The 24,597-nt window shown below is 69.8% G+C and carries 21 protein-coding genes and 1 pseudogene; 13 read left to right on the top strand and 9 right to left on the bottom strand.

What is annotated here, in order from left to right:
* Nucleotides 1-5: 5 nt before the first annotated feature.
* A complete protein-coding gene (gene cphA / locus G8A07_RS05315; protein WP_195796048.1) occupies nucleotides 6-2,588 on the bottom strand; it encodes a cyanophycin synthetase in 2,583 nt (860 codons plus the stop codon).
* A gap of 33 nt (nucleotides 2,589-2,621) precedes the next feature.
* Entirely contained in the window at nucleotides 2,622-4,796 is a 2,175-nt protein-coding gene (cphA, locus tag G8A07_RS05320; RefSeq protein ID WP_195796049.1) for a cyanophycin synthetase, read from the bottom strand.
* Nucleotides 4,797-4,991: 195 nt separating this feature from the next.
* Between cphA (G8A07_RS05320) and G8A07_RS05325 the strand changes: the two genes are divergently transcribed.
* Nucleotides 4,992-7,271, top strand: coding sequence for an ABC transporter ATP-binding protein (locus G8A07_RS05325; protein ID WP_195796050.1), 2,280 nt, complete (start codon nucleotides 4,992-4,994; stop codon nucleotides 7,269-7,271).
* Nucleotides 7,271-7,747, top strand: coding sequence for a DUF1854 domain-containing protein (locus G8A07_RS05330; protein WP_195796051.1), 477 nt, complete (start codon nucleotides 7,271-7,273; stop codon nucleotides 7,745-7,747). The genes G8A07_RS05325 and G8A07_RS05330 overlap by 1 nt, the downstream gene beginning before the upstream one ends.
* Here the strand turns inward: G8A07_RS05330 and G8A07_RS05335 are convergent, their stop codons facing one another.
* A complete protein-coding gene (locus G8A07_RS05335; protein WP_195796052.1) occupies nucleotides 7,748-8,170 on the bottom strand; it encodes a PACE efflux transporter in 423 nt (140 codons plus the stop codon).
* A gap of 101 nt (nucleotides 8,171-8,271) precedes the next feature.
* Here G8A07_RS05335 and G8A07_RS05340 point away from each other — a divergent pair, with 101 nt between their 5' ends.
* Nucleotides 8,272-9,159: a LysR family transcriptional regulator gene (locus tag G8A07_RS05340; protein ID WP_195796053.1), complete on the top strand. Its 888-nt coding sequence runs from the start codon at nucleotides 8,272-8,274 to the stop codon at nucleotides 9,157-9,159.
* Here G8A07_RS05340 and G8A07_RS05345 read toward each other — a convergent pair.
* Nucleotides 9,156-9,359: pseudogene (locus G8A07_RS05345) on the bottom strand (sodium-dependent bicarbonate transport family permease); the annotation flags it as partial. The gene G8A07_RS05340 and the pseudogene G8A07_RS05345 sit on opposite strands and share 4 nt — an antisense overlap.
* Before the next feature lie 43 nt (nucleotides 9,360-9,402).
* On the opposite strand from G8A07_RS05345, the gene G8A07_RS28255 reads away from it, so the two are divergent.
* From G8A07_RS28255 to G8A07_RS05390, 9 genes are all read left to right on the top strand, one after another.
* Nucleotides 9,403-9,888 (top strand): hypothetical protein, encoded by a 486-nt coding sequence (locus tag G8A07_RS28255; protein ID WP_371816430.1) that lies wholly within the window; start codon nucleotides 9,403-9,405, stop codon nucleotides 9,886-9,888.
* Nucleotides 9,889-9,919: 31 nt separating this feature from the next.
* A complete protein-coding gene (locus tag G8A07_RS05355; RefSeq protein ID WP_195796055.1) occupies nucleotides 9,920-11,098 on the top strand; it encodes an isovaleryl-CoA dehydrogenase in 1,179 nt (392 codons plus the stop codon).
* A complete protein-coding gene (locus tag G8A07_RS05360) occupies nucleotides 11,099-12,016 on the top strand; it encodes a pyridoxal-phosphate dependent enzyme (protein WP_195796056.1) in 918 nt (305 codons plus the stop codon).
* Nucleotides 12,017-12,101: 85 nt separating this feature from the next.
* Nucleotides 12,102-12,776, top strand: a complete 675-nt coding sequence (gene can, locus G8A07_RS05365; protein WP_195796057.1) for a carbonate dehydratase — start codon at nucleotides 12,102-12,104, stop codon at nucleotides 12,774-12,776.
* A 22-nt stretch (nucleotides 12,777-12,798) separates the two neighbouring features.
* Nucleotides 12,799-14,688, top strand: a complete 1,890-nt coding sequence (aceK, locus tag G8A07_RS05370) for a bifunctional isocitrate dehydrogenase kinase/phosphatase (RefSeq protein WP_195796058.1) — start codon at nucleotides 12,799-12,801, stop codon at nucleotides 14,686-14,688.
* A 36-nt stretch (nucleotides 14,689-14,724) separates the two neighbouring features.
* The gene (locus G8A07_RS05375; protein WP_195796059.1) at nucleotides 14,725-15,903 is read left to right on the top strand and encodes an acetyl-CoA C-acyltransferase; all 1,179 of its coding nucleotides are present in this window, start codon (nucleotides 14,725-14,727) and stop codon (nucleotides 15,901-15,903) included.
* Nucleotides 15,904-16,572, top strand: a complete 669-nt coding sequence (locus G8A07_RS05380) for an SDR family oxidoreductase (RefSeq protein ID WP_195796060.1) — start codon at nucleotides 15,904-15,906, stop codon at nucleotides 16,570-16,572.
* Nucleotides 16,569-17,024, top strand: coding sequence for a hypothetical protein (locus G8A07_RS05385; protein WP_195796061.1), 456 nt, complete (start codon nucleotides 16,569-16,571; stop codon nucleotides 17,022-17,024). Before G8A07_RS05380 ends, G8A07_RS05385 begins: the two co-directional genes overlap by 4 nt.
* Nucleotides 17,011-18,141 carry an acyl-CoA dehydrogenase family protein gene (locus tag G8A07_RS05390; protein ID WP_195796062.1) on the top strand — a complete coding sequence of 377 codons (1,131 nt, stop codon included), beginning with the start codon at nucleotides 17,011-17,013 and terminating at the stop codon, nucleotides 18,139-18,141. The genes G8A07_RS05385 and G8A07_RS05390 overlap by 14 nt, the downstream gene beginning before the upstream one ends.
* Here G8A07_RS05390 and G8A07_RS05395 read toward each other — a convergent pair.
* Nucleotides 18,138-18,851 (bottom strand): hypothetical protein, encoded by a 714-nt coding sequence (locus tag G8A07_RS05395; RefSeq protein WP_195796063.1) that lies wholly within the window; start codon nucleotides 18,849-18,851, stop codon nucleotides 18,138-18,140. The two genes, G8A07_RS05390 and G8A07_RS05395, sit on opposite strands and share 4 nt — an antisense overlap.
* 155 nt (nucleotides 18,852-19,006) lie before the next feature.
* On the opposite strand from G8A07_RS05395, the gene G8A07_RS05400 reads away from it, so the two are divergent.
* The gene (locus G8A07_RS05400; protein ID WP_195796064.1) at nucleotides 19,007-20,098 is read left to right on the top strand and encodes a diguanylate cyclase; all 1,092 of its coding nucleotides are present in this window, start codon (nucleotides 19,007-19,009) and stop codon (nucleotides 20,096-20,098) included.
* Between the two features lie 4 nt (nucleotides 20,099-20,102).
* Here the strand turns inward: G8A07_RS05400 and G8A07_RS05405 are convergent, their stop codons facing one another.
* The 4 genes from G8A07_RS05405 to G8A07_RS05420 form a co-directional block, all read right to left on the bottom strand.
* Nucleotides 20,103-20,846, bottom strand: a complete 744-nt coding sequence (locus G8A07_RS05405; RefSeq protein WP_195796065.1) for an ABC transporter substrate-binding protein — start codon at nucleotides 20,844-20,846, stop codon at nucleotides 20,103-20,105.
* A 130-nt stretch (nucleotides 20,847-20,976) separates the two neighbouring features.
* A complete protein-coding gene (locus G8A07_RS05410; protein ID WP_195796066.1) occupies nucleotides 20,977-22,983 on the bottom strand; it encodes a S9 family peptidase in 2,007 nt (668 codons plus the stop codon).
* 60 nt (nucleotides 22,984-23,043) lie between these two features.
* On the bottom strand, nucleotides 23,044-23,970 hold the full coding sequence (locus G8A07_RS05415; RefSeq protein WP_195796067.1) for a ZIP family metal transporter: 927 nt from the start codon (nucleotides 23,968-23,970) through the stop codon (nucleotides 23,044-23,046).
* Entirely contained in the window at nucleotides 23,967-24,593 is a 627-nt protein-coding gene (locus tag G8A07_RS05420; protein ID WP_195796068.1) for a superoxide dismutase, read from the bottom strand. The genes G8A07_RS05415 and G8A07_RS05420 overlap by 4 nt, the downstream gene beginning before the upstream one ends.
* Nucleotides 24,594-24,597: the final 4 nt, after the last annotated feature.

Genomic DNA, 24,597 nt, shown 5'->3' on the forward strand with positions numbered 1-24,597 from the left:
CAATCTCAGCCCTGCGCGATGCGCGCGGACAGGTGGGCCAAGGCTTCCTCGACCTGATCCACGAGAACGAGGCACAGGTCGCCCGGCTGCAGGCGCTCCAGCGCGCGGTCGATCGCGACGAACTCGCCGCGGATCTCCTCGACATGCTGGGTGCGGGTCGCACCGACCAGGCCCTGGCGCAGCAGGGCCAGCACCTCGCCGTCCTCGCGGCCGCGCTGGCAGGCGTCCTGGAACAGCAGCACCTCGTCGAAGGCCTGGCCGAGGATCTGGGTCTGCACCCGGATGTCCTCGTCGCGGCGGTCGCCAGCGCCGGAGATCACGACCGAGCGGCGCTTGGCCGGCATGGCCTCGACCGCCTGCACCAGCGCGCGCATCGCATCGCCGTTGTGGCCGTAGTCGGCAACCACGGTGGCGCCGCGGTAGTCCATCACATTGAAGCGGCCCGGCACATTGTCGGCATCGTTGCTGAAGCTGCCGACGCCGCGCCGGATCGTGTCCCAGTCCAGGCCGACGCCCCAGCCGGCCGCGACCGAGGCCATCGCGTTCTCGACCTGGAAGGGGATGGTGCCGCCGCGGGTGAAGGGGATGTCGCGCAGCGGGATGGTCTCGCGCCAGCTGCCCTGCGCCGCGACCAACTGGTCGCCGTCGATGTAGACGCAGCGCTTGCCCTGGGCGCGGTGCGCGGCCATCAGCGGGTGATGCCGGTCGGCGGCGAAGAAGATGATCTGGCCGGGGCAGACCGCGGCCATGTTCGCCACCACCGGGTCGGCGGCGTTCAGCACCGCGTAGCCGCTGGGCGCGACGTTCTGCACGATCACGCGCTTGACCAGGGCCAGTTCCTCGACGGTGTTGAGGAAGTTCATGCCCAGGTGGTCGCCCTCGCCGAGGTTGGTGACCACCGCGACCTGGCAGCGATCGAAGCCCAGGCCCTCGCGCAGCACGCCGCCGCGCGCCGTTTCGAACACCGCGGCCTCGACGTCGGGATGCATCAGCACATTGCGCGCGCTCTTCGGGCCGGAGCAGTCGCCGCTGTCGGTCTGGCGGCCGTCGACATAGACGCCGTCGGTGTTGGTCATGCCGACCTTCAGGCCGCAGGTCGCGAACAGATGCGCGATCAGGCGCGTCGTCGTGGTCTTGCCGTTGGTGCCAGTGACCGCGACCACCGGGATGCGGCCGTCCTCGCTCTTCTGGCCGGCGCCGTAGAGGTGGCTGATGATGGCCTCGCCGACATGGCGGCCCTTGCCGTAGCTGGGCGAGAGATGCATGCGCAGGCCCGGCGCGGCGTTGACCTCGACGATGCCGCCGTTGACCTCTTCCAGCGGGCGCATCACGCTCTCGGCGACAACGTCGACGCCGCAGACATGCAGGCCGACGACCTGGGCCGCGGCGATCGCGCGCGCCGCGACGTCGGGATGCACGTCGTCGGTCACATCGGTGGCGGTGCCGCCGGTGGAGAGGTTGGCGTTGTTGCGCAGGATCACGCGGCGGCCCTTCTCGGGCACCGACTCGGGGGTCAGGCCTTGCAGGTCCAGGCGCGCCACCGCGATCTCGTCGAGGCGGATCTTGGTCAGCGAGGTGGCATGGCCGTCGCCGCGGCGCGGGTCCTCGTTGACCTTGGCCACCAGCTCGCGCACGTTCAGCACACCGTCGCCAATCACATTGGGCGGGTCGCGGCGCGCGGCGGCGACCAGCTTGTCGCCAACCACCAGCAGGCGGTAGTCGCTGCCGGGCAGGAACTTCTCGACCATCACCTGGCCGATCTCGTCGGCGGCCTTGTAGGCGATCTCCATATGCTCGCGCGAGGCCACGTTGACCGTGACGCCCTTGCCCTGGTTTCCGTCCTGGGGCTTGACCACCACCGGCAGGCCCACCTCCAGCGCGGCGGCCCAGGCATCGTCCAGGCTGTCGGCCGGGCGGCCGATCGGCACCGGCACGCCGGCGGACTGCAGGAGGCGCTTGGACAGGTCCTTGTCCTGCGCGATCGATTCGGAGACGGCGCTGGTGTTGTCCACCTCGGCGGCCCAGATGCGGCGCTGCTTGGCACCCCAGCCGAACTGCACCAGGCTACCCTGGGTCAGGCGGCGAAAGGGCACGCCGCGCGCGACCGCGGCATCGACGATGGAGCCGGTCGAGGGGCCCAGGCGCACGTCCTCGTCGGTCTCGCGCAGCTTGGCCAGGGTGGCGTCCAGCGCGAAGCTGCCGCCCTCGGCGACGGCCGCCTGCAGCAGCTCGACCGCGGCGTCGAAGGCCAGGCGGCCGACATCTTCCTCGCTGTACTCGACGATCACCTGGTAGATGCCCGCCTCGCCAGTGACATGGGTGTGGCTGAAGGTGACCGGGCAGCCGGCCTGGGCCTGCAGCGCCAGCGCCGCCTGCTCCAGCACATGGGCCAGCGAGATCGGCGCCTTCTGGCTGCTGGCCGGGCGCAGCGGGCCGATGCTGGGGAAGAGGGCGCGCAGGCGGGCCTCGAAGCCGGGCAGGCCGGCGATGTCGCGTTCGGCGTCGGCACAGCCGACGACGGCCTCGATCGCCGTGTGACGGCTCCACATATTGGGGCCGCGCAGGGCTCGGATGCGGGAGACTTCCATGATGTTGTCGGTGCTTCTTGTGATCTACGCGGGTCAGGCCTGGACGGCGGCGGGCTGGAAGGTATCCAGGCCGGCCGAGATCAGTTCGGACGGGATGTTCAGGGCCCAGGCGGTGGCGACGGCGGCCAGCACGGTGGCGGGCGTGGCGGCGCGGCCGGCGGCGGCATAGCGGGCCAGCAGCTGGTCGACATGGGCGCCGGGGGTCTCGGACTGGCCCTGGGCCAGCATCGCGACGCCGTTCTGCAGGAACACCGCGCGGCCGCCCTTGGCGCGGTGCTCGGCCAGCAGGGCCGCATCCAGCGCATAGAACAGCACCTCGCCGTCGGACAGCTCGGCCATCTCGACCAGCTGCGGCTCGGCCGCGTTCAGCACCGCGACGCCCTCGGACAGCACCACGTCGACCTGGGTGCGCAGCACCTTGTAGAGCTGCTCCGGGGTCTTGATGTCGTGCGCGTCCAGCGCGCCCAGGCCTTCCATGTCGGTGACCACGCCGACCAGGCAGCGGTCATAGGCCAGGCCGTCGTTCAGGATCGAGGCGGCGCCGTTCTCGGTCACCACCGCGTCGACGCCGCGGTTCATCAGCAGGCGGTGCGCCGCATCCCAGCGCGCGCTGGGGCGGCTCTCGACCTGGCGGTTGCCCAGGTACAGGCCCTCGCCGCAGGCCAGGCCGACCGAGCGGCCGTTCAGGTGCAGCAGCCAGGCCACCAGGCGCGCCACCTGGGCGCCGCCCTGCGAACCGGCGATGCCGACGATGGGGATGCGGCCGTTCTCGTCTTCGGCGAACAGATGGTCGATGATGGCCTGGCCGACCGGCTGGGGCATGCCCTCGGCCGGCTTCAGGTGCATCAAGAGGCCGGGGCCGGCATTGACCTCGACGATCGCGCCGCCGGTTTCGGCCAGGGGCTTGCCGATGTCCTCGCTGACCAGGTCGACGCCGGCGATGTCCAGGCCGATCGTGCGGGCGGCCAGGCTGACCGCCTGGGCCACCTCGGGGTGGATCTGGGCGGTGCAGTCGATCGCGACATTGCCGTTGCGCTGGATCAGCACCTGGCGGCCGGCGGCCGGCACGGTGTCGGGGCCCAGGCCCTGGCGCTGCAGGTCCAGCAGCACCACCGGGTCCTCGCCCAGCGTGATGCGATTGAGCGGGAATTCCTCGGTCAGGCCGCGGCGCGGGTCGGTGTTGATCTGGCTGTCGACCAGCTGCGCCACGGTCTGGGCGCCGTCGCCGGTGATCCAGGCGGCCTCGCCGCGCGCGGCGGCGACCACCTGGCCGCCGACCACCAGCACGCGGTGCTCGTTGCCGCGGATATAGCGCTCGACCAGCACCTCGGAGCCTTCCTCGTCGGCCAGCTTGAAGGCGGCCTCGATATCGGCGCGCTCGCGCAGGTCCAGGGTGACGCCGCGGCCATGATTGCCGTCGCTGGGCTTGATCACGACCGGCAGGCCCAGGTCCTGGGCCGCTTCCCAGGCCTCCTCGGCGGTCTTGACCGCCTGGCCCTCGGGCACCGGCACGCCGACCGCCTTCAACAGGGTCTTGGTCAGGTCCTTGTCGCCGGCGATGCTTTCGGCGATCGCGCTGGTCATGTCGGTTTCGGCGGTCCAGATGCGGCGCTGGCGCGCGCCATGGCCCAGCTGCACCAGGTTGCCGTCGTTCAGGCGGATATGCGGGATGCGGCGGTCGGTGGCGGCGGCCACTATTGCCGCGGTGGAGGGGCCGAGATAGCAGTCGTCCAGCTTGTCGCGCACGCGCGTCACCGCGGCCTGGACGTCGAACTCGTCGCCGTTGATGGTGGCCATCAGGAGGGCATGGCCCTCGGCCAGCGCGGCGCGGGCGACCTGCTCGTCGCGGGCGCGGAACACCATGCGGTAGACGCCATGCTGGCTGGTCGAGCGGGTCTGGCCGAAGCCGGTGGGCATGCCCGAGAGGTTCAGCAGCTCGATGACGATGTGCTCCAGCACATGGCCCATCCAGGTGCCCTCGGTCAGGCGCTGCAGGAAGCCGCCGCGCTCGCCGACGCCGCAATGGTGCTCGATCAGCGCCGGCAGCCGCGCGGTCAGGCGCTCGGTGAAGCCCGGCAGCAGGTTGGAGGGGAAGTCCTCCAGGCGGCCCAGGTCCAGCCAGGTTTCCAGCACGGGACGGTAGGTCCACATATTGGGGCCGCGCAGGTAGTTGATGCGCAACAGCTTGATGTCTTCGTGTCTGCTCATGGACTTGGGGAGGGGAGGCGGGGATTCTTCCGGTGCGGATTTTCGCAACCAGGCGCCATTGTGCGCGTTCCGGGGCGTTGCTCGTTAGTGACTGCTTCGCGCGGGCAAGCCCGGTATCGGCGAAAATCCGGGCCCGACCCGCCGCCGCGGTGGCATCCCCGGTCGGCTCAGGCCCTCATGACAGAACACAAAACAATGCAGCATCTCGATCCCGAAAAGGCGCCGGACCAGCACCCGGAACTGGCATCCGCCCTGGCGCGACTGGCGAACGACGAGAACGTGCTGGGCAGCCTGGAGGTTGACCTGGACGCCCGGCTGCACTTCGGCCATGGGCTGCTGCTGCTGACCGACCGCCGCCTGCAGGCCTGGGAGCCGTCCACCGGGGCCTGGACCGAATGGGCGCTGGACCCGGCGCTGCGGCTGAAGATCTCGGACCATGCCGGGGTCGGCTGCCTGGAGCTGCTGGACCAGAATCGGCGCCTGGCGTCCTGGCGTTTCACCTTGCAAATCAATTTGCAGGCGCAACGCTTCCAGGAACTGTTTGAAAAACGCGACGAACCGGCCCGCACCGAGGCCGAGGACGTGGAGTTCTGCCCCAGCTGCAAGGCGCCCCTGCCGCCCGAGAGCGAGGAATGCCCGACCTGCGCCCGCGAGCTGCACACGCCGCCCAGCACCTGGGTGCTGCTGCGGCTGTGGCGCTTCGCCCGGCCCTACCAGGGGCAGCTGCTGCTGGGCTTCGCGCTGATGCTGGGCGCGACCGGCGCGACCCTGGTGCCGCCCTACCTGACCCTGCCGCTGATGGACAAGGTGCTGATCCCGTTCCAGAACGGGCAGCAGATCGACCCCTGGCTGGTCGCGCTGTACCTGAGCGGCCTGCTGGGCGCGGCCCTGCTGTCCTGGATCCTGGGCTGGGCCAAGACCTATATCCTGGCCCTGGTCTCGGAGCGCATCGCGGCGGACCTGCGCACCGCCACCTTCGAGCATCTGCTCTCGCTATCGCTGGAATATTTCGGCAGCAAGCGCACCGGCGACCTGATGGCCCGCATCGGCAGCGAGACCGACCGCATCAGCGTGTTCCTGTCGCTGCATGCGCTGGACTTCATCACCGACGTGCTGATGCTGGTGATGACCTCGATCATCCTGTTCTCGATCAACCCCTGGCTGGCGCTGGCGACCCTGCTGCCGCTGCCCTTCATCGCCTGGATGATCCATCTGGTGCGCGACCGGCTGCGCACCGGCTTCGAGAAGATCGACCGGGTCTGGGGCGAGGTCACCAGCGTGCTGGCCGACACCATCCCCGGCATCCGTGTGGTCAAGGCCTTCGCGCAGGAAAAGCGCGAGGCCACGCGCTTTCGCGACGCCAACGCGCACAACCTGGCGGTCAACGACAAGCTGAACAAGACCTGGAGCCTGTTCACGCCGACCGTCGCGCTGCTGACCGAGATCGGCCTGCTGGTCGTCTGGGCCTTCGGCATCTATCTGGTGGCCGGCGGCGCGATCACGGTCGGCGTGCTGACCGCCTTCATCGCCTATATCGGCCGCTTCTACGGCCGCATGGACTCGATGAGCCGCATCGTCTCGGTGACGCAGAAGGCCGCGGCCGGCGCCAAGCGCATCTTCGACATCCTGGACCACCAGTCCAATGTGCCGGAGCCGGCCAACCCGGTGGCGCTCTCCAAGGTCCGGGGCGGCATCGAGATCCAGGACATTGGTTTCCGCTATGGCAACCGGGCGGTGATCCGCGGCCTCAGCCTGGACATCCAGCCCGGCGAGATGATCGGCCTGGTGGGCCACAGCGGCTCGGGCAAGAGCACCCTGGTGAACCTGATCTGCCGCTTCTACGACGTCACCGAGGGCTCGATCCGCATCGACGGCACCGATCTGCGCCGCATCGGCGTGGCCGACTACCGCCGCCATATCGGCCTGGTGCTGCAGGAGCCCTTCCTGTTCTTCGGCACCATCGCCGAGAACATCGCCTACGGCAAGCCGGAGGCGACGCGCGAGGAGATCGTCGCCGCGGCCCGCGCCGCCCATGCGCATGAGTTCATCCTGCGCCTGCCGCATGGCTACGACTCGCTGGTCGGCGAGCGCGGCCAGGGCCTGTCCGGCGGCGAACGCCAGCGCATCTCGATCGCGCGCGCGCTGCTGATCGACCCGCGCCTCTTGATCCTCGACGAGGCCACCTCGGCGGTCGACACCGAGACCGAGAAGGAGATTCAGAAGGCGCTGGACAACCTGGTCAAGGGCCGCACCACGATCGCGATCGCGCACCGCCTCTCGACCCTGCGCAAGGCGGACCGCCTGGTCGTGATGGACCGCGGCCAGATCGTCGAGGTCGGCCCGCATGACGAGCTGATGGACAAGAAGGGCGCCTACTGGCGCCTGTATGAGGCGCAGGCGCGCCGTGTCGATGCCGAGGACCAGATGCCGCTGCTGCCCCCCAACCAGAACGCCCACACGGCGGAGGTCGCCTGATGTCCGCCGCCCTGCCTTACCACTCGCTGCGCCGCAACCCCTTCGGCCGCCTGGTGCTGACCGACCTGGAGGGGCGCGAGCATGAGGGCGTGAACCCGGTGCGCGCGCATCCGATCAGCGCGCCCGACGAGGGCGTCTCACTGGTCGGCGGCGACGGCCATGAGCTGGCCTGGATCGACCGCCTGTCCGCGCTGCCGGCGGCGGACCGCGAACTGCTGGAGGACGAGTTCGCCGCGCGCGAGTTCATGCCGACGATCCGCGCCATCCGCGAGGTCTCGACCTTCTCGACCCCCAGCCAGTGGACCGTCGACACCGAGCGCGGCGCGGCCCGCTTCATCCTGAAGACCGAGGAGGACATCCGCCGCCTCGGCGAGGGCCGGCTGATGATCACCAGCAGCCATGGCCTGCAGTTCCTGGTGCCGGACCGCTTCGCGCTGGACCGGGCCTCGAAACGGATCCTCGAACGCTTTCTTTGATTAGGCGGGTTGGGCCGAGGCCGGCAGGCCGAACACGCGGTCGAAGGCCAGGTTGAAGAAGAAGGTGTAGACCAGGAAGAAGATGATCAGGCCGATGTCCAGCAGCAGGGCATGCAGCAGGGACACGTCCAGCCACCAGGCGAACAGCGGCACCAGCATCACGATCAGGCCGGCCTCGAAGCCCAGGGCGTGGGCGATGCGACGCGCGACGCTGCGCCCGCGGGTGGCCTGGCGTGCCTCCCAGGCCTCGAACAGGGTGTTGTAGACCAGGTTCCAGCCGAGGGCGATGGCCGAGGAGGCGACCGCGGCGACGCCGGCATGGCCGAGGTTGCTGCCGGCCAGCACCAGGCCGATGCTGGTCAGGCCGACCGCGAAGAATTCGTACATGGACACATAAACCAGCTTGCGCTTGATGCCTTGCATGGCGGGAACTCACTTGTTTGTCATCGGAATGCCCGCATCGTAAGGCTTGAAAATTGATAGCAAAAGTCGACAGTTTTCAATTTCATTGATAAATTGGGCGCATGGCCCTGCACAGCGACAACCTGCTCCTGTTCCTGGCCGTGCTGGACCACGGCTCTTTCTCGGCCGCCGCGCGGGCGCTGGGGCGGGTGCCCTCGGCCGTCAGCATGGCGATCGCGCAGCTGGAGGCCGAGCTGGACCTGCAGCTGTTCGAGCGCAGCACCCGCGACGTCCGGCCCACCGAGGTGGCGCGGGCGCTGGAGCCCGAGGCGCGCCAGCTGGTGGCGGGCCTGCGTCGGCTGCAGACCCATGCCCTGACCCTGCACCAGGGCCTGGAGCGGCGCCTGACCCTGGCGATCGCGCCCGAGCTGCTGTCCGCGCCCTGGAGCGAACCGCTGGCCCGGCTGGCGGCCGAGTTCCCGGCGCTGGAGGTGGACGTGCTGTCGGCGCCGCAGACCGCGGTGCTGCAGATGCTGCACGAGGGCGAGATCGACCTGGCGCTGATGTTCGAGCGCTTCGGCTTCAACGAGCGTGAGGCCTTCCAGGAATTCGCCAGCGAGGTGCTGGTGGCGGTGGTCGCGCCGCAGCATCCGGTCGCTGCGGCCGGGCGGGCGCGGCTGCGGCTGGAGGAACTGGTCGAGCAGCGCCAGATCGCGGTGGCGCGGCGCGACGCGGGCGGCGACGACCCGCGGGTGCTGTTGTCGCGCAAGCTCTGGCGCACCGACAGCCATCTGGCCTCCTTAAGCCTGGTGCAGGCCGGCCTGGGCTGGGCCTTCCTGCCGCGGCGCATGGTGGCGCCGCTGCTGGCGGCCGGCAGCCTGCTGCAGATCGAGTTCGAGAACGCCAGCAACGAGGTGCGGCTCTGGGTCGACGTGGTCTGGCTGAAGGACCGCGCGCTGGGCCTGGGCGCGCGGCGCTTCATCGAGCTGATGAACGAGAGCCGGAGCTAACCGAGCATTCGCTGCGCCATCCCGGTATAGAGCGGGATACCCAGCAGGATGTTGAAGGGGAAGGTCAGCCCCAGCGACATGCCGAAGTACAGCCATGGTCGCGCCTCTGGGATCGCATGGCGCAGCACCGCCGGCACCGCGATATAGGAGGCGCTGGCCGCCAGCACCATCAGCAGCGCGCTGTTGCCGCCCGACAGCCACAGGCTGGGCCGCCCGCCGCTGATCTGGTACGGCCCGCCGGAGTTGGCGGAGGCGGCGCGGGCCGATTTCCCGCGCTCGATGGGCAAGGTGCCGGTGCTGCTGCCGACCCAGCATGCCGGCGTACGCAACCGGCTCGACCAATGGTTCGAGCGCCATGGGCTGCGGCCGCGCATCGCCGGCGAGTTCGAATACGCGGCCCTGCTGGCCGCCTCGGCGCCAGCGGCATGGGCGTGTTCCCGGCCGCCGAGCTGGTGCAGGACAAGCTGGCGCAGCGCTACGGCCTGCAGCGCATCGGCGCCTGCGACGGGGTGGGGAGCATTTCTACGCGATCGACACCGCCAAGCGGGTGGCGCATCCGCTGGTGCGCCGATTGCTCGATGCGCCGCGCTGAGCCTCCGGGCGCTGCGAGACTGGGGATTACCCTTGCTTTGGGCCGCGGACCGGCGGGCGAGGTCCGGCTTCACTAGAATTGACGTTTACGTAAACGTAAGTCGTCAACAGCAAGACCGAGCCGGGTCCGTACCATAGGCCGGTCGCGCCCCAGCACCAGGAGACATCCATGAACCTGCCCGGCCTGAACTTCCAACTCGGCGAGGACATCGACGCGCTGCGCGACGCGGTGCGCGCCTTCGCCGATGCTGAAGTAGCACCGCGCGCGGCCGAGATCGACCGCAGCGACCAGTTTCCGATGGACCTGTGGCGCAAGATGGGCGAGCTGGGCATCCTGGGCGTGACCGTGCCGGAGGAATACGGCGGCGCCAACATGGGCTATCTGGCCCATATGGTGGCGATGGAGGAGATCAGCCGCGGCAGCGCCTCGGTGGGCCTGTCCTACGGCGCGCATTCGAATCTGTGCGTCAACCAGATCAACCGCAACGGCAATGCCGCGCAAAAGGCCAAGTACCTGCCCAAGCTGATCAGCGGCGAGCATGTCGGGGCCCTCGCGATGAGCGAGCCGGGCGCCGGCTCCGACGTGATCAGCATGAAGCTGAAGGCCGAGGACAAGGGCGGCTACTACCTGCTGAACGGCAACAAGATGTGGATCACCAACGGCCCCGATGCCGACACCCTGGTGGTCTATGCCAAGACCGAGCCCGAGCTGGGCGCGCGCGGCGTCACCGCCTTCCTGATCGAGAAGGGCATGAAGGGCTTCAGCATCGCGCAGAAGCTCGACAAGCTGGGCATGCGCGGCTCGCACACCGGCGAGCTGGTGTTCCAGAACGTCGAGGTGCCGGCCGAGAACGTGCTGGGCGCGGTCAACAGCGGCGCCAAGGTGCTGATGTCGGGCCTGGACTACGAGCGCGCCGTGCTGACCGGCGGCCCGCTGGGCATCATGCAGAGCGTGATGGACAACGTCGTGCCCTATATCCACGACCGCAAGCAGTTCGGCCAGAGCATCGGCGAGTTCCAGCTGATCCAGGGCAAGGTGGCGGACATGTACACCGTGCTGCAGGCCGCGCGCAGCTTTGCCTACACGGTGGCGAAGAACCTCGACATGCTGGGCACGGACCATGTGCGCCAGGTCCGCAAGGACTGCGCCTCGGTGATCCTGTGGACCGCCGAGAAGGCCACCTGGATGGCCGGCGAGGGCGTGCAGATCTTTGGCGGCAACGGCTATATCAACGAGTACCCGCTGGGCCGCCTGTGGCGCGACGCCAAGCTGTACGAGATCGGCGCCGGCACCAGTGAAATCCGCCGCATGCTGATCGGCCGCGAACTGTTTGCCGAGACGATGTAAATGAAGCCTTTGCACCTGAACACCCCTCTGCTGCGCGCCGCGCCCGGCCAGTTCTCGCATCCCGAGGTCTGGCTGAAGATGGACGCGCTGCAGCCCAGCGGCAGCTTCAAGCTGCGCGGCGTGGGGCGGCTGGTGCGCAAGGCGGCGCAGGACGGTGCCACGGAGATCATCTGCGCCTCCGGCGGCAATGCCGGCTTCGCGGCGGCCTATGCCGGCCAGGCCCTGGGCCTGAAGGTCACCATCGTGCTGCCCGAGACCAGCAGCGCGGCGGTGCAGGGCCTGATCGAGCAGCGCGGCGCCACGGTGCTGCGCCATGGCGCGGTCTGGGACGCCAGCAATGAATTCGCCCAGGCGCTGGCCGAGGAGCGCGGTGCCACCTATGTCCATCCCTTCGATCACCCGCTGCTGTGGGAGGGCCATGCCAGCCTGATCGACGAGGTGCTGGACCAGGGCCTGGACTTCGATGTCGTGGTCACCGCGGTCGGCGGCGGCGGCCTGTTCGCCGGCATCGTGCAGGGCCTGCGCCGTCATGGCCTGGACGAGATCCCGGTGATCGCGGTCGAGACCGAGGGCGCGGCCAGCCTGCATGACAGCCTGCGGGCCGGCCAGCCGCTGACCCTGCCGGAGATCCGCACGGTCGCCACCTCGCTGGGCGCGCGCCGCGTCGCCGACGAGGCCTTCCGGCTGGCGCGCCTGCATCCGACGCACAGCGTGCTGGTCAGCGACGACCAGGCCTGCAAGGCCGCGGTGCGCCTGGCCGAGCAGATGCGCGTGATGGTGGAGCCGGCCTGCGGCGCGGCGCTGGCGGCGGTCGACGTGCATGCGCCGCTGCTGGCGCGCTTCAAGCGGCCGCTGGTCGAGGTCTGCGGCGGCGTCGGCGTGTCGCTGGCGCTGCTGCGCCAATGGGCGGAAGCATGACGCTCTGGCAGTTTGACCGACTGGTCAGGGCGGCCAATCGCGGCGGTTCCGGCGCGGTTTCAGCCGGCGCGGGGAGAATGGCGGCATGAGCACTCACACCCCAAACGAACTGCAAGACCTGCTGGACAACAACAAGCGCTGGGCCACCGAGACCGAGTCGCGTGAACCCGGCTTCTTCTCGCGCCTGCTGAAGCAGCAGACCCCGCAATACCTGTGGATCGGCTGCGCCGACAGCCGCGTGCCGGCCAACGAGCTGGTGGACCTGCTGCCGGGCGAGCTGTTCGTGCATCGCAATGTCGCGAACGTCGTCGTGCATTCCGACCTGAACTGCCTGTCGGTGATGCAGTTCGCGGTCGACCACCTGAAGGTCAAGCACATCATCGTGGTCGGCCACAGCAACTGCGGCGGCGTGCGCGCCGCGCTGACCGATGCGCGCGTGGGCCTGGTGTCGAACTGGATCCGCCATGTGCAGGACGTGCGCAACGACCACCAGGACTGGATCATGGGCGTGCCGGAGGCGCAGCGCGTCGACGCGCTGTGCGAGCTCAACGTGCTGGAGCAGGCGCGCAATGCCTGCCGGACCACGGTGGTGCAGGACGCCTGGGCGCGCGGCCAGGAGGTGGTGGTGCATGGCTGGGTCTATGGCCTGCACAACGGCCTGCTGGAAGACCTGAGCATCACCGCCGGCAGCGCCGACGAGGTGGAACCGGCCTACAAGCGCGCGCTGGCCAAGGTCAAGCAGCGCTACGACCGGCGCTAGCGCCTCCCCCGAACCGCCGGCCATGTTCCCGCAGAAGCTGACCGACGCCCGCGCCTTCGAGATCGCCGAGGCGCTGCTGGGCGGCTTCAACCGGCATTACCGGCTGTTCCGCGCCACCAGCGCGGCCGCCAAGGCGCGCTTCGAGGCGGCCGACTGGCATGGCCAGCAGCGCGCGCAGGCGCAGCGCATCGAGTTCTATGACAAGCGGGTCGACGAGGCGGTCGAGCTGCTGGAGGCGCGCTTCCAGGCCGGCGCGCTGCCGATGGAGGTCTGGCAGCAGGTCAAGCTGCATTACATCGGCCTCCTGACCAATCATCTGCAGCCGGAGCTGGCCGAGACCTTCTTCAATTCGGTCTGCACCCGCATCCTGCACCACAGCTACTTCCACAACGCCTTCATCTTCGTGCGGCCCGCGGTCTCGACCGAGTACATCGAGAACGAGGAGCCGGCCGCGCAGCCGACCTACCGCGCCTACTACCCCAGCCGCGAGACCCTGCGCGAGACCCTGATGCGCATCGTCTGGAACTTCCAGCTGGAGCCGGAGTTCGAGGACCTGGGCCGCGACATCGACTGCGTGCTGAACGCGATGCAGCGCGAGCTGGGCCTGTTCCGCTGGCGCACCAATTTCCAGATCCAGGTGCTGTCGTCCCTGTTCTTCCGCAACAAGGGCGCCTATCTGGTCGGCAAGATCATCAACGGCTTCACCGAGACGCCGTTCGCGCTGCCGATCCTGCACAAGGACGGCGGCGCTGCGGCGCCGGGCCGTCCCAAGCCGCAGCAACACCCCTCGGGGGGCGACGCCGAAGGCGTCTCGGGGCCAACTATTTCGCTGCTCTACATCGACGCGGTGCTGTTCGGCGAGGACGACCTGCTGCTGCTGTTCAGCTTCGCGCGCGCCTACTTCATGGTCGACATGGACGTGCCGAGCGCCTATGTGCAGTTCCTGCGCTCGATGATGCCCAGGAAGCCACGCTCGGAGATCTACTCGGCGCTGGGCCTGCAGAAGCAGGGCAAGAACCTGTTCTACCGTGACTTCCTCTACCACCTGCGCCATTCCAGCGACAGGTTCCGCATCGCGCCCGGCATCAAGGGCATGGTGATGCTGGTGTTCGACCTGCCGTCCTTCCCCTTCGTGTTCAAGGTGATCAAGGACTTCTTCCCGCCGCAGAAGGAAAACACGACGCGTGAGCTGATCCAGCGCAAATACCTGCTGGTCAAGACCCACGACCGCGTCGGGCGCATGGCCGACACGCTGGAATACACGATGGTGGCCTTCCCCCGCCAGCGCTTCGACGAGGAGCTGATCGCCGAGCTGAAGCATTTCTGCCCCAGCCTGCTGGAAGAGCGCGGCGAGGACCTGGTGATCCGCCATCTCTACATCGAGCGCCGCATGGTGCCGCTGAACCTCTACCTGCAGGAGGCCACGCCGGCCCAGCTGGAGCATGCGGTGATCGAGTACGGCAACGCGATCAAGGACCTTGTGGCCGCCAACATCTTCCCCGGCGACATGCTGTGGAAGAACTTCGGCGTCACCCGCCACGGCAAGGTGGTGTTCTACGACTACGACGAGATCGAGTACCTGAGCGACTGCAACTTCCGCCCGGTGCCGGCGCCGCGCAACGAGGAGGAGGAGCTTTCGGGGGAGGTCTGGTGGCCGGTCGGCCCGCGCGACGTGTTTCCCGAGACCTTCGGCCCCTTCCTGCTGGGCCATCCGGGCGTGCGCGAGATCTTCCTGAAGCAGCATGCCGAGCTGCTGGACCCCGCCTTCTGGCAGAGCCACAAGGCGCGCATCCTGGCCGGCCATGTGCACGACGTGTTTCCCTACGAGGCGCACAAGCGCTTCTACGCCAAGGCGGCCGCGCCGCTGCTGCGGGCTCCGGAGCCCGAGCATCGCGAGCTGCCGATCCAGTAAACAACAGATTCCATCGAAGACCCAAGGAGCAACACCATGTCCGATCCCATCGTCATCGTCTCCGCCGCCCGCACGCCGATCGGCGGCCTGCTGGGCGATTTCGCCGGCCTCTCCGCCTGGGAGCTGGGCGCCGTCGCGATCAAGGCCGCGGTCGAGCGCGCCGGCGTCCCCGGCGATGCCATCCAGGAAGCCTTCATCGGTAACTGCCTGATGGCCGGCCAGGGCCAGGCCCCGGCGCGCCAGGCGGTGCTGAAGGCCGGCCTGCCGCAATCGGTCGGCGCGGTGACCCTGTCCAAGATGTGCGGCGCCGGCATGCGCGCGGTGATGTTCGCGCATGACACGCTGAAGGCCGAGAGCGCAGACATCCTGATCGCCGGCGGCATGGAGTCGATGACCAATGCGCCGCATCTGATGTTCGCGCGCAAGGGCGTCAAGTACGGCGCCGCGCAGATCTACGACCACATGGCGCTGGACGGCCTGGAAGACGCCTACGAGCGCGGCAAGGCCATGGGCGTGTTCGCCGAGCAATGCGTGGCCAAGTACAGCTTCACGCGCGAGGCGCAGGACGCCTTCGCTGTTTCGTCGACCGAGCGCAGCAAGCGCGCCAACGAGGACGGCAGCTTCGCCTGGGAAATCGCCCCGGTGACCATCGCCGGCAAGGCGGGCGACACCGTGATCGCCAAGGACGAGCAGCCCTTCAAGGCCAAGCTGGACAAGATCCCCGGCCTGAAACCGGCGTTCAAGAAGGACGGCACCATCACCGCCGCCACCTCCAGCTCGATCAGCGATGGCGCCGCCGCGCTGGTGCTGATGCGCGAGAGCCATGCCGCCAAGCTGGGTCTGAAGCCCGTGGCGCGCATCGTCGGCACCGCCGTGCATGCCAATGCGCCGGAATGGTTCACCACCGCCCCGGTCGGCGCGATCCAGAAGCTGCTGGCCAAGAACGGCTGGGACGCCAAGAGCGTCGACCTGTGGGAAGTGAACGAGGCCTTCGCCGCGGTCACGATGGCCGCGATGGCCGAGTTCAAGCTGCCGCACGAGATCGTCAACGTCAACGGCGGCGCGGTCGCGCTGGGTCACCCGATCGGCGCCTCCGGCGCGCGCATCATCGTGACCCTCTTGGGCGCGCTGAAGCATCGCGGCCTGAAGCGTGGCGTCGCGGCGCTGTGTATCGGCGGCGGCGAGGCGACGGCCGTGGGCGTGGAGCTTGTCTAAATGGCCCAGGTCCTGATCATCGGCGCGTCGCGGGGCATCGGCCTTGAGTTCGTGCGCCAGTACCGTGTCGCCGGCGATCGGGTCGTGGCCACCGCGCGCGGCGAGGAGGCCCTGGCCGCCTTGCGCGCGCTGGGCGCCACCGCGCTGAAGCTGGACGTGGCCGATACGGCCAGCGCCTCCGGCCTGGCCTGGCAGATCGATGGCCACCAGTTCGATCTGGTGGTCATCAATGCCGGCGTCTACGGCCCGCGCCACGGCGGGCTGGAAACGCCCACCGCGGCCGAGTTCGACGCGGTGATGCATACCAATGTGCTGGGCCCGATGCGGGTGCTGCCGCAGCTGGCCGACGCGCTGGCGGCGGATGCGCGCATCGGCATCCTGTCCTCGCGCATGGGCTCGATCGGCCTGCGCGAAAGCAATGCCGGCTGGCTCTATCGCGCGTCCAAGGCGGCGGTCAATTCGGTGATGAAGGATGCGGCGCTGGAACTGGCCGGCAAGGCCAGCCTGTGCAGCTTCCACCCGGGCTGGGTGCGCACCGACATGGGCGGCAGCGGCGCCGACATCGATGTGCAGACCAGCGTCGCCGGCATGCGCACCGTGCTCGCGACCCTGAAGCCGGAGCACAGCGGCGGCTTCTTCAACTACGACGGCCAGGCGCTGGCCTGGTGAGCGGCGTGCCGAACACCCCGCCACCGCTGGCGCCGGATCAGGCGCGCGATTTCTTCGCGCGCTACCGCGATGCCTTCAACGCTGGCGACGCGGCGGCCGTCGCGGCGCTGTGGCATGAGTCCAGCGCCATCGCCGATGCGCCGGACGGCGTGGCACGCCTGAGCTGCTGGCCCGAACCGGCCGCGATGCGGGCCAATATGGCCGCGCTGTGCCGCGTCTACGCGGAGCTGGGGCCTCATGCCTGGAGCTTCGAGCTGCGAGAGGGGCGGCCGCTGGGCGCCCATCATTTCTTTGCCGATGTCGAATGGAGCTTGCGGCGCGCCTCGGGCGAGTTGCTGCAGCGCTTCGGCACCGGCTACCAGCTGGGCCGCACGGCCCAGGGCTGGCGCGTGCTGTTCTGCTGCGCCTATCAAGAAGATCTAACGGAGACACGCAAGCATGCTGCTGAGTGACGATCACCGCGCGGTGCAGGACGCCGTGCGCGCCTATGTGCAGGACCAGATCGCGCCGAAGGCGGCCGAATGGGACAAGACGCACCATTTCCCCGCCGCCGAGCTGAAGGGCCTGGCCGAGCTGGGCTGCTACGGCGTCGCGGTGCCGACCGAGTACGACGGCGCGGGCCTGGACTATCTGGCCCTGGCCATCATCCTGGAGGAGATCGGCGCCGGCGACGGCGCGACCTCGACCGTGGTCAGCGTCAACAACTGTCCGGTCTGCTCGATCCTGATGGCCTTCGGCAACGAGGAGCAGAAGGATCGCTTCCTGAAGCCGCTGGCGCGCGGCGCGATGCTGGGCGCCTTCTGCCTGACCGAGCCGCATGTGGGCTCGGAGGCTGGTGGCCTCAAGACTACCGCGGTACGCGATGGCGATGATTACGTCATCAACGGCGTCAAGCAGTTCATCACCAGCGGCAAGAACGGCGATGTCGCGATCGTGATGGCGGTCACCGACAAGGCCGCCGGCAAGAAGGGCATCAGCGCCTTCCTGGTGCCGACCGCGACGCCCGGCTACCAGGTCGCGCGCATCGAGGACAAGATGGGCCAGCATGCCAGCGACACGGCGCAGATCCTGTTCGAGAACTGCCGCATCCCGGCCGCGAACCGGTTGGGCGAGGAGGGCCAGGGCCTGAAGATCGCGCTCTCCGGCCTGGAGGGCGGCCGCATCGGCATCGCCAGCCAGAGCGTCGGCATGGCGCGCGCGGCGTTCGAGGCGGCGCTGAAGTACAGCAAGGAGCGGGTCGCCTTCGGCGTGCCGATCTTCGAGCACCAGGCGATGCAACACAAGCTGGCCGACATGGCCACCCAGATCGAGGCCGCGCGCCAGCTGATCTGGCATGCGGCAGCGCTGAAGGACGCCGGTCGGCCCTGCCTGAAGGAGGCGGCGATGGCCAAGCTGTTCGCCTCCGAGATGGCCGAGAAGGTCTGTTCCGCCGCGATCCAGATCCATGGCGGCTATGGCTATGTGAGCGACTTCCCGGTCGAACGCATCTACCGCGATGTGCGCGTCACGCAGATCTACGAGGGCACGTCCGAGGTGCAGAAGATCCTGATCGGCCGTGCGCTGATCTAGTTCTCTTCCTCGTCATCATCCTCATGCGCCAGCCCGGCGGCCCACAGCGGCGCCGCGGCGGCGAAGATCGTCGAATCGCCGCCGGCCAGGCGGGCCGGGTCCGCGGCCAGGCGCAGCCAGGCCCGGGTGTCGTGATGGCTGCCGGGCTGCAGTTCGCGCTCGCGTTCGCCCCGCAGCCATTGATGCAGGGCCGCGTATTGCTGCGGGCGCTGGCGCTGCACCCAGGCCAGGCCGACCAGGTCGCCATAGGCTTCCTCGCGGCGCGCGATGCGCATCGCGCGGTAGCCGGCCTGCAGCTCGGCGCTCAGCGCCTCGGGCACGCGCGGCGCGGCGAAGCCGGCCGGCGCGGCCTGCCAGACGCCGTCCAGCCAGCGCCGGCAATGGCCCAGCTCATGCGCGGCCATCAGCTCCAGCGCGCCGTCTTGCAGCGGCGCAGGGATGCGCGCCAGGCTCGCCGCGGCCTCGGGGTTGTCGCGCAGGGTCAGCACCAGCTTGCAGCGTCCGGCCACGAAGCCCAGGGCCAGCGGCGCGGCGCCGGCCGCGCTCTGCGGCTGCACCACGATGTCCAGCGGCAGGCCGAGCCGCTCACGCGCATGCGCGACCACCGGCCACAGGCCCTGCAGCCAGCGCTGCTCCAGCGGCGTCAATGAGGGCACCGTCGTGGCAGCGGCCAGCAGGGTGGCGCTCAGGAGCAGGGACAGCAGCGGCATCGTCGTTCACCGGCGGGTCTGGTTGTGTCCCGATCTTCGGCCGCGCCGGGGGCCAGGCGCAGTCGTAACAGGGCGATGGCCGTGAAACCTTGCGCGTTTCGTCGCGGCCTGCCGATACAGTCGGGGTTTTGTCCATCCGCCCATCTTTGTTTCCCATGCAGCAGCCCCACCCGCTAGAGGCCGAGAACCGCGCATTGCGCCGGCAGCTCGAGGCGCTGCTGCGCGAGGCGCGCGCCAACGAGGAGAAGATGCGCCGCTTCGAGGCGCTGGAGCATCGCCTGATCGGTGCGCGCTCGCTGCACGAGCTGCTGCAGCTGCTGATGGACGAGTACCGGCGCGCCTTCGGCCTGGATGCCTGCAGCCTGGCCCTGGTGGATCGCGAGCAGGAGCTGGCGCGCCTGCTGGAGGCCGAGCTGCGCGAGGGCATGCATCTGCGCGGGCTGCGCCTGCTGCCCTCGGCCGCGCCGCTGCAGGCCCTGTTCGGCGGCGACGAGCGGCCACGGCTCGGCCCCTTCGACGCGGCCCGCCACGGCCCGCTGCTGGGCACCGGCCTGGCCTCGGTGGCGCTGCTGCCGCTGGTGCGCCGTGGTCAGCTGATCGGCTCGCTGCATTTCGGCAGCAGCGATCCCGAGCGCTACACCGCGGACGCGGGCACCCAGCTGCTGGAGCGCCTGGGCGGCATCGTCGGCGTCTGCCTGGAAAGCGCGCTGAACCAGGAGCGGCTCAAGCTGGCCGGCCTGACCGACATGCTGACCGGCGTGCACAACCGCCGCTATCTGGAGCATCGCTGCCTGATCGAGATCGCGCAGGCGCGCCGCTACCGCCATCCGCTGGCCTGCCTGTTTCTCGACCTGGACGGCTTCAAGGCGATCAACGACGGCCATGGCCATGGCGCCGGCGACATCGTGCTGCGCATGGTCGGCCAGGCGATCCAGGGCCAGCTGCGCGCCGGCGACACGATCGCGCGCTGGGGCGGCGAGGAGTTCGTCGCGCTGCTGCCCCAGGCCGGCGGCCCGCAGGCGCGCGAGATCGCCGAGCGCATCCGCGCCCATGTCGCGGCGCGCCCGATCGAGGCCGGCCCGGCCCGCATCCCTGTCACGATCTCGATCGGCCTGGCCCTGCTGGACCCGGAGCCCGCCGGGCGCGAGCCGGCGCAGCAGGCCGAGCGGCTGCTGGCCGCGGCCGACGCGGCGCTGTATCGCGCCAAGCATCAGGGGCGCAACCGGGTGGTGTCGGAATCGGCCTAGCGGCCTAGTAGCGATCAAGGATGTGGCGCCAGCTGCCGTCATCCTTCATCGCCTGCAGGGTCTGGTCGAGCTCGGCCTGCAGCGCCAGCCAGGGTGACAGGCGCGACATCGCCACATGGTGGATGTCGCCGCCCAGGCGCAGCGGCTGCTTCATCAGGGCGAGGCCCAGCTGGCGCAGCATCCAGTCGCCCTGGCGCTCCGGCATCAGCGCCACGTCCAGGCGGCCGCGCGCCACCATCTCGAGCACGGTGCGGTAGTCGTTCAGCTCCACCCGCTGCAGGCCGCTCGCCTGGTCGAACAGGCCGCCATAGCGCTTGCCGCGATGCACCGCGATCGTCAGGCCCTGCAGATCGGACAGCTCGTGCAGCGGGCGGGCGTCGGGGCGGGTGTAGAACACCTTGTCCACCGCCGGCAGCGCCACCTTGCCGAAGCTCAGGTATTGCTCGCGCTCGGGATTGCGCAGTGGGCCGACGATCAGGTCGGCCTGGCCGCCCTCCAGCATCTTCAGCGCGCGCAGCCAGGGCACCTCCAGGAACACCAGCTGCCAGCCCAGGCGCCGGGCCGCCTCGTTGATCAGGTCGTGATAGAGACCACCGGGCGGCCGGCCCGGCTCGAAGGTGCGGAACGGCGGATCCGCGCTGCCGACGACGCGCAGCAGCACCGGCTCGCGTGCGAGCGCACGCGCCGGATCCAGCAGCAGCGCCCAGGCCAGGCCGGCCCGGATGAGATCGCGTCGGTGCAGCGGCATGGCGGCCCCGTATGACTCCCTGACACCGCGCAGCATAGGCCCGCGGCGCCGATCGCAACAGTCGCCGGGGTCATGGGCCGGCTTTTATCCTCTGGATGGATGAAGGAAAAAGAGGCCGGCGCATGGGCCGTCAGCGCGCGGGCGTCAGCTGCGCGCCCAGGAAGCGCTCCAGCGCCTGGAAGAACTGCAGCCGGTGGCTGTTGCGGCCGAGGTAATGGTCGCCGTCCTCCAGCTCGAGGTACTCATGCGGCTTGCCGGCGCGCTTCAGGGCCTTGGCCATGTCGCGGCTCTGGTCGACCGGCACCGTGCGGTCGGCCGTGCCATGCACCAGCAGCACCGGCACCCGGATGCGCTCGGCCTGCAGCGCCGGCGAGGTGGCGCGCAGGCGCTCGCGGTCGCCCCAGGCGCGGCCGATCTGGCGCTCCACCATCGCGCGGCCGCCGACATACTGGGCCTCGTGGGCGATCAGGTCCTGCAGGTCGGTCACGCCGGCGAAGCTGACCGCGCAGCGGTACAGATCCGGCGTCTTCACCACGCCCATCAGGGCCGCGTAGCCGCCATAGCTGCCGCCGACGATGCAGACCCGCTTGGCGTCGGCGATGCCCTGGCCGACCGCCCAGGCCACCGCGTCGCTGAGGTCGTCCTGCATCTCCAGGCCCCAGCGCTGCAGGCCGGCGGCCGCGAAGTCGTGACCATAGCCGTCGGAGCCGCGGAAGTTGACCTGCAGCACCGCATAGCGCCGGCTGGCCAGGAACTCGGTCCAGGCGTCGAAGTCCAGATCGTCGCGGCTGTGCGGGCCGCCGTGCGGCAGCAGCACCAGCGGCAGCGGGCCGTTGCGCTCAATCTGGTGGCCGCGCGGCAGGCTCAGGTAGGCGTTCAGCGCCAGGCCGTCGCGGGCCTTGATGGTGGCATGCCGCTTGCCGGCCAGCGCCTCGGGCTGCAGCGCCGGATGGTCCTGGCCGATCAGGGCCAGGTCGCCGGTTCGTCGGTCGCCGGCGAAATACTCGCCGGGCTGGCCGTTGCCGCTGCTGTAGACCAGGTAGCGCTGCTCGTCGCGGCTGATCGCGATCAGGCGGTTCTCGCGCTGCGGCAGGGCCAGGTCGATCGCCTGGACCTGGGCGCGCCATTGCGGATCCCAGAACTCGCTGCGCGAGGCCGCGCCGCTTTCCTCGTCCTGGGTGCCCTGCAGGCCGATCACCGCGCCGCTGGCCGGCGCGCGCAGCAGCCGGCCGCGGATGTCGTAGCGCGGATGGGCCAGCTTCAGGCTGCGCGGCAGCTCCGGCCGGTCCAGCCGCACCGTGAAGATCGCGTCGCGGCCCTCGTGGTTGGCGCGCACATAGAGTTCCTGCGGGTCGGTGCCGAAGCCGAGCGGCCAGACCGCGTCGCGCTTGAAGCCGTCGAAGGCCCACAGCGTGCGCCAGTCGCCGCCGGTGGGCGCGCGCTCGATCACCTCGTAGCGGCCCTCATGCTCGCGGATGCCCAGGCGCACGCGGTGCTGGCGGTCGGTCATCCACTCGTGCACGCGACGCTCCGGTGCCTGCACCATGCGGCGCTCGCCGGTCTCGATGTTCAACCGGTAGACCGCCGGCAGCACGCTTTCCGGCCCGCTGGCCAGCTGCAGCAGCACATGCTTGCCGTCGTCGGGCAGCCAGTCGATCACGCGGTCCTGGATCTGCTGCGCATATTCGCGCCCGACCGCGCTGCCGATGAAGGGATCGCTCTTGACCAGGTTCTGCAGGCCGCTGCCATCGGCCTTGACCGAGAGCAGACGCGTCTCCTGCGTGCCGACGAAGTCGCGCCGCGAGGCGAAGCGCACGCTGACCAGCAGCCGCTCGTTGTTGACCCAGCGCGCCCAGTTGAACAGGAACTGTTTGTTGTCGCTGGCCAGCACCGCGCGCATCGGCGTGCCCTGCAGCGGCCGGGTGATCAGCACGGTGCGGTCGGCCTCGTTGAGCAGCGCGGCGATCTGCTGGCCGTCCGGCGACAGCATCACGCCCGACAGCCGCGGCAGGCTGGCGATGCTCTCCAGCGGCAGCGGTTCGGCCGCGAACGCCGGCACGGCGGCCAGCCACAGGCCGGCGGCGCACAGCAGCGCGCGCACCGGGCCGACTGCCCGGTGGGGACTCTTGTTCTTCATCGACTCCCTCGGGGATCCTTCTTGTGGGCGCGCAGTATGCCCTGCACTTGCCCTCCCGAATCAACCCAGCGCCGTGTCCAGCACCATCATCAACGCGAAGCCCAGCATCAGGCCCTGGGTGGCCCAGCGCTCATGGCCCTTGCGGTGCGATTCGGGAATGATCTCGTGGCTGATCACGAACAGCATCGCGCCGGCCGCGAACCCGAGGCCCCAGGGCAGCAGCGGCTGCCATTGCGACACCACCCAGGCGCCCAGCAGCGCGCCGATCGGCTCGACCAGGCCGGAGGCCGCGCCCAGCAGCAGCGCGCGCCGCCGGCTGTAGCCGACCGCCATCAGCGCCACCGCGATCACGAAGCCCTCGGGCATGTCCTGGATCGCGATCGCCAGGCTCAGCGTGGCGGCGCCCACCGTGTCGCCGCCGGCGAAGGCGACGCCGATCGCCAGGCCCTCGGGCAGGTTGTGCAGGGTCACCGCGATCACGAACAGGGTGGTGCGGCGCAGGCGCTGCGCGGCCTCATGCGCGCCCGGGCCCTCGCGGCCCTTGATGAAATGCTCGTGCGGCAGCCAGCGGTCCAGCAGCATCAGCGACCAGGCGCCCAGCAGCACCGCCAGCGCCACCTGGGCCGCGGCGCCGCCCGGCGTCGCATGCGCGCGCGCGGCCTCCAGCCCCGGGATGATCAAAGAGAAGGAGCAGGCCGCCAGCATCACGCCGGCGCCGAAACCCATCAGCGCATCCTGGCTGCGCGCCGACATGCTGCGCGTGCCCAGGGCGGGCAGGGTGCCGAAGGCGGTGGCCAGCGCGGCCAGGCAGCCGGCCTGCAGCGCCGGCCACATCGCGTCGGGCCAGGCCGCCGGCTGCAGCAGGCGGTGCCAGCCCTGGTGCAGCAGCAGCAGCGCGCCCAGCAGCACGATGATCAGGCCGATCGCCCGGCGGGTGTTCATCCGGCGGGCTGCGGACGCGGCGGTGGCGGTGCTGCTCGGATTCATGCCTGGGCCAGCGCTGCCTGGTAGCGGCGCTCCACCTCGGGCCAGTGGACCACCTTGTAGAAGGCCTGGATGTAGTCGGCGCGCTTGTTCTGGAAGCGCAGGTAATAGGCATGCTCCCAGACGTCCAGGCCGAGGATGGGTCGGTGGCCCTGCATCAGCGGGCTGTCCTGATTCGCGCTGCTCTCGACCACCAGGCGCTGCTCGGGCGTCACGCTGAGCCAGGCCCAGCCGCTGCCGAAGCGGCTGACCGCGGCCTGGGTGAAGGCCTTCTGGAAGGCCTCGAAGCCGCCCAACTGCTCGTCGATCGCGGTGGCCAGCGCGCCGCTGGGTCGGCCGCCGCCGCCCTGGCCCGCCGGGGCCATCACCAGCCAGAACAGGCTGTGGTTGGCATGGCCGCCGCCATGGTTGCGCACCGCGGTGTGCAGCTCCTGCGGCAGCAGCGCGAAGCGCTGCAGCAGGTCCTCCACCGCCAGCTCCGCATAGGGCGTGCCCTGCAGCGCGGCATTGAGCTGGGTCACATAGGTCTGGTGGTGGCGGCCGTGGTGGATCGCCATGGTCTGGGCATCCAGATGGGGTTCCAGGGCGTCGTGGGGATAGGGCAGGGCGGGCAGGATGTGCGGCATGGCG

Source organism: Roseateles sp. DAIF2, assembly GCF_015624425.1.
Lineage (GTDB): Bacteria > Pseudomonadota > Gammaproteobacteria > Burkholderiales > Burkholderiaceae_C > Kinneretia.

What these genes read in the sequence shown, in the direction of transcription:
- cphA (WP_195796048.1), bottom strand. Translation starts at nt 2,588, where the DNA reads ATGGAAGTCTCCCGCATCCGAGCCCTGCGCGGCCCCAATATGTGGAGC.
- cphA (WP_195796049.1), bottom strand. Translation starts at nt 4,796, where the DNA reads ATGAGCAGACACGAAGACATCAAGCTGTTGCGCATCAACTACCTGCGC.
- G8A07_RS05325 (WP_195796050.1), top strand. Translation starts at nt 4,992, where the DNA reads ATGCAGCATCTCGATCCCGAAAAGGCGCCGGACCAGCACCCGGAACTG.
- G8A07_RS05330 (WP_195796051.1), top strand. Translation starts at nt 7,271, where the DNA reads ATGTCCGCCGCCCTGCCTTACCACTCGCTGCGCCGCAACCCCTTCGGC.
- G8A07_RS05335 (WP_195796052.1), bottom strand. Translation starts at nt 8,170, where the DNA reads ATGCAAGGCATCAAGCGCAAGCTGGTTTATGTGTCCATGTACGAATTC.
- G8A07_RS05340 (WP_195796053.1), top strand. Translation starts at nt 8,272, where the DNA reads ATGGCCCTGCACAGCGACAACCTGCTCCTGTTCCTGGCCGTGCTGGAC.
- G8A07_RS05355 (WP_195796055.1), top strand. Translation starts at nt 9,920, where the DNA reads ATGAACCTGCCCGGCCTGAACTTCCAACTCGGCGAGGACATCGACGCG.
- G8A07_RS05360 (WP_195796056.1), top strand. Translation starts at nt 11,099, where the DNA reads ATGAAGCCTTTGCACCTGAACACCCCTCTGCTGCGCGCCGCGCCCGGC.
- can (WP_195796057.1), top strand. Translation starts at nt 12,102, where the DNA reads ATGAGCACTCACACCCCAAACGAACTGCAAGACCTGCTGGACAACAAC.
- aceK (WP_195796058.1), top strand. Translation starts at nt 12,799, where the DNA reads ATGTTCCCGCAGAAGCTGACCGACGCCCGCGCCTTCGAGATCGCCGAG.
- G8A07_RS05375 (WP_195796059.1), top strand. Translation starts at nt 14,725, where the DNA reads ATGTCCGATCCCATCGTCATCGTCTCCGCCGCCCGCACGCCGATCGGC.
- G8A07_RS05380 (WP_195796060.1), top strand. Translation starts at nt 15,904, where the DNA reads ATGGCCCAGGTCCTGATCATCGGCGCGTCGCGGGGCATCGGCCTTGAG.
- G8A07_RS05390 (WP_195796062.1), top strand. Translation starts at nt 17,011, where the DNA reads ATGCTGCTGAGTGACGATCACCGCGCGGTGCAGGACGCCGTGCGCGCC.
- G8A07_RS05395 (WP_195796063.1), bottom strand. Translation starts at nt 18,851, where the DNA reads ATGCCGCTGCTGTCCCTGCTCCTGAGCGCCACCCTGCTGGCCGCTGCC.
- G8A07_RS05400 (WP_195796064.1), top strand. Translation starts at nt 19,007, where the DNA reads ATGCAGCAGCCCCACCCGCTAGAGGCCGAGAACCGCGCATTGCGCCGG.
- G8A07_RS05405 (WP_195796065.1), bottom strand. Translation starts at nt 20,846, where the DNA reads ATGCCGCTGCACCGACGCGATCTCATCCGGGCCGGCCTGGCCTGGGCG.
- G8A07_RS05410 (WP_195796066.1), bottom strand. Translation starts at nt 22,983, where the DNA reads ATGAAGAACAAGAGTCCCCACCGGGCAGTCGGCCCGGTGCGCGCGCTG.
- G8A07_RS05415 (WP_195796067.1), bottom strand. Translation starts at nt 23,970, where the DNA reads ATGAATCCGAGCAGCACCGCCACCGCCGCGTCCGCAGCCCGCCGGATG.
- G8A07_RS05420 (WP_195796068.1), bottom strand. Translation starts at nt 24,593, where the DNA reads ATGCCGCACATCCTGCCCGCCCTGCCCTATCCCCACGACGCCCTGGAA.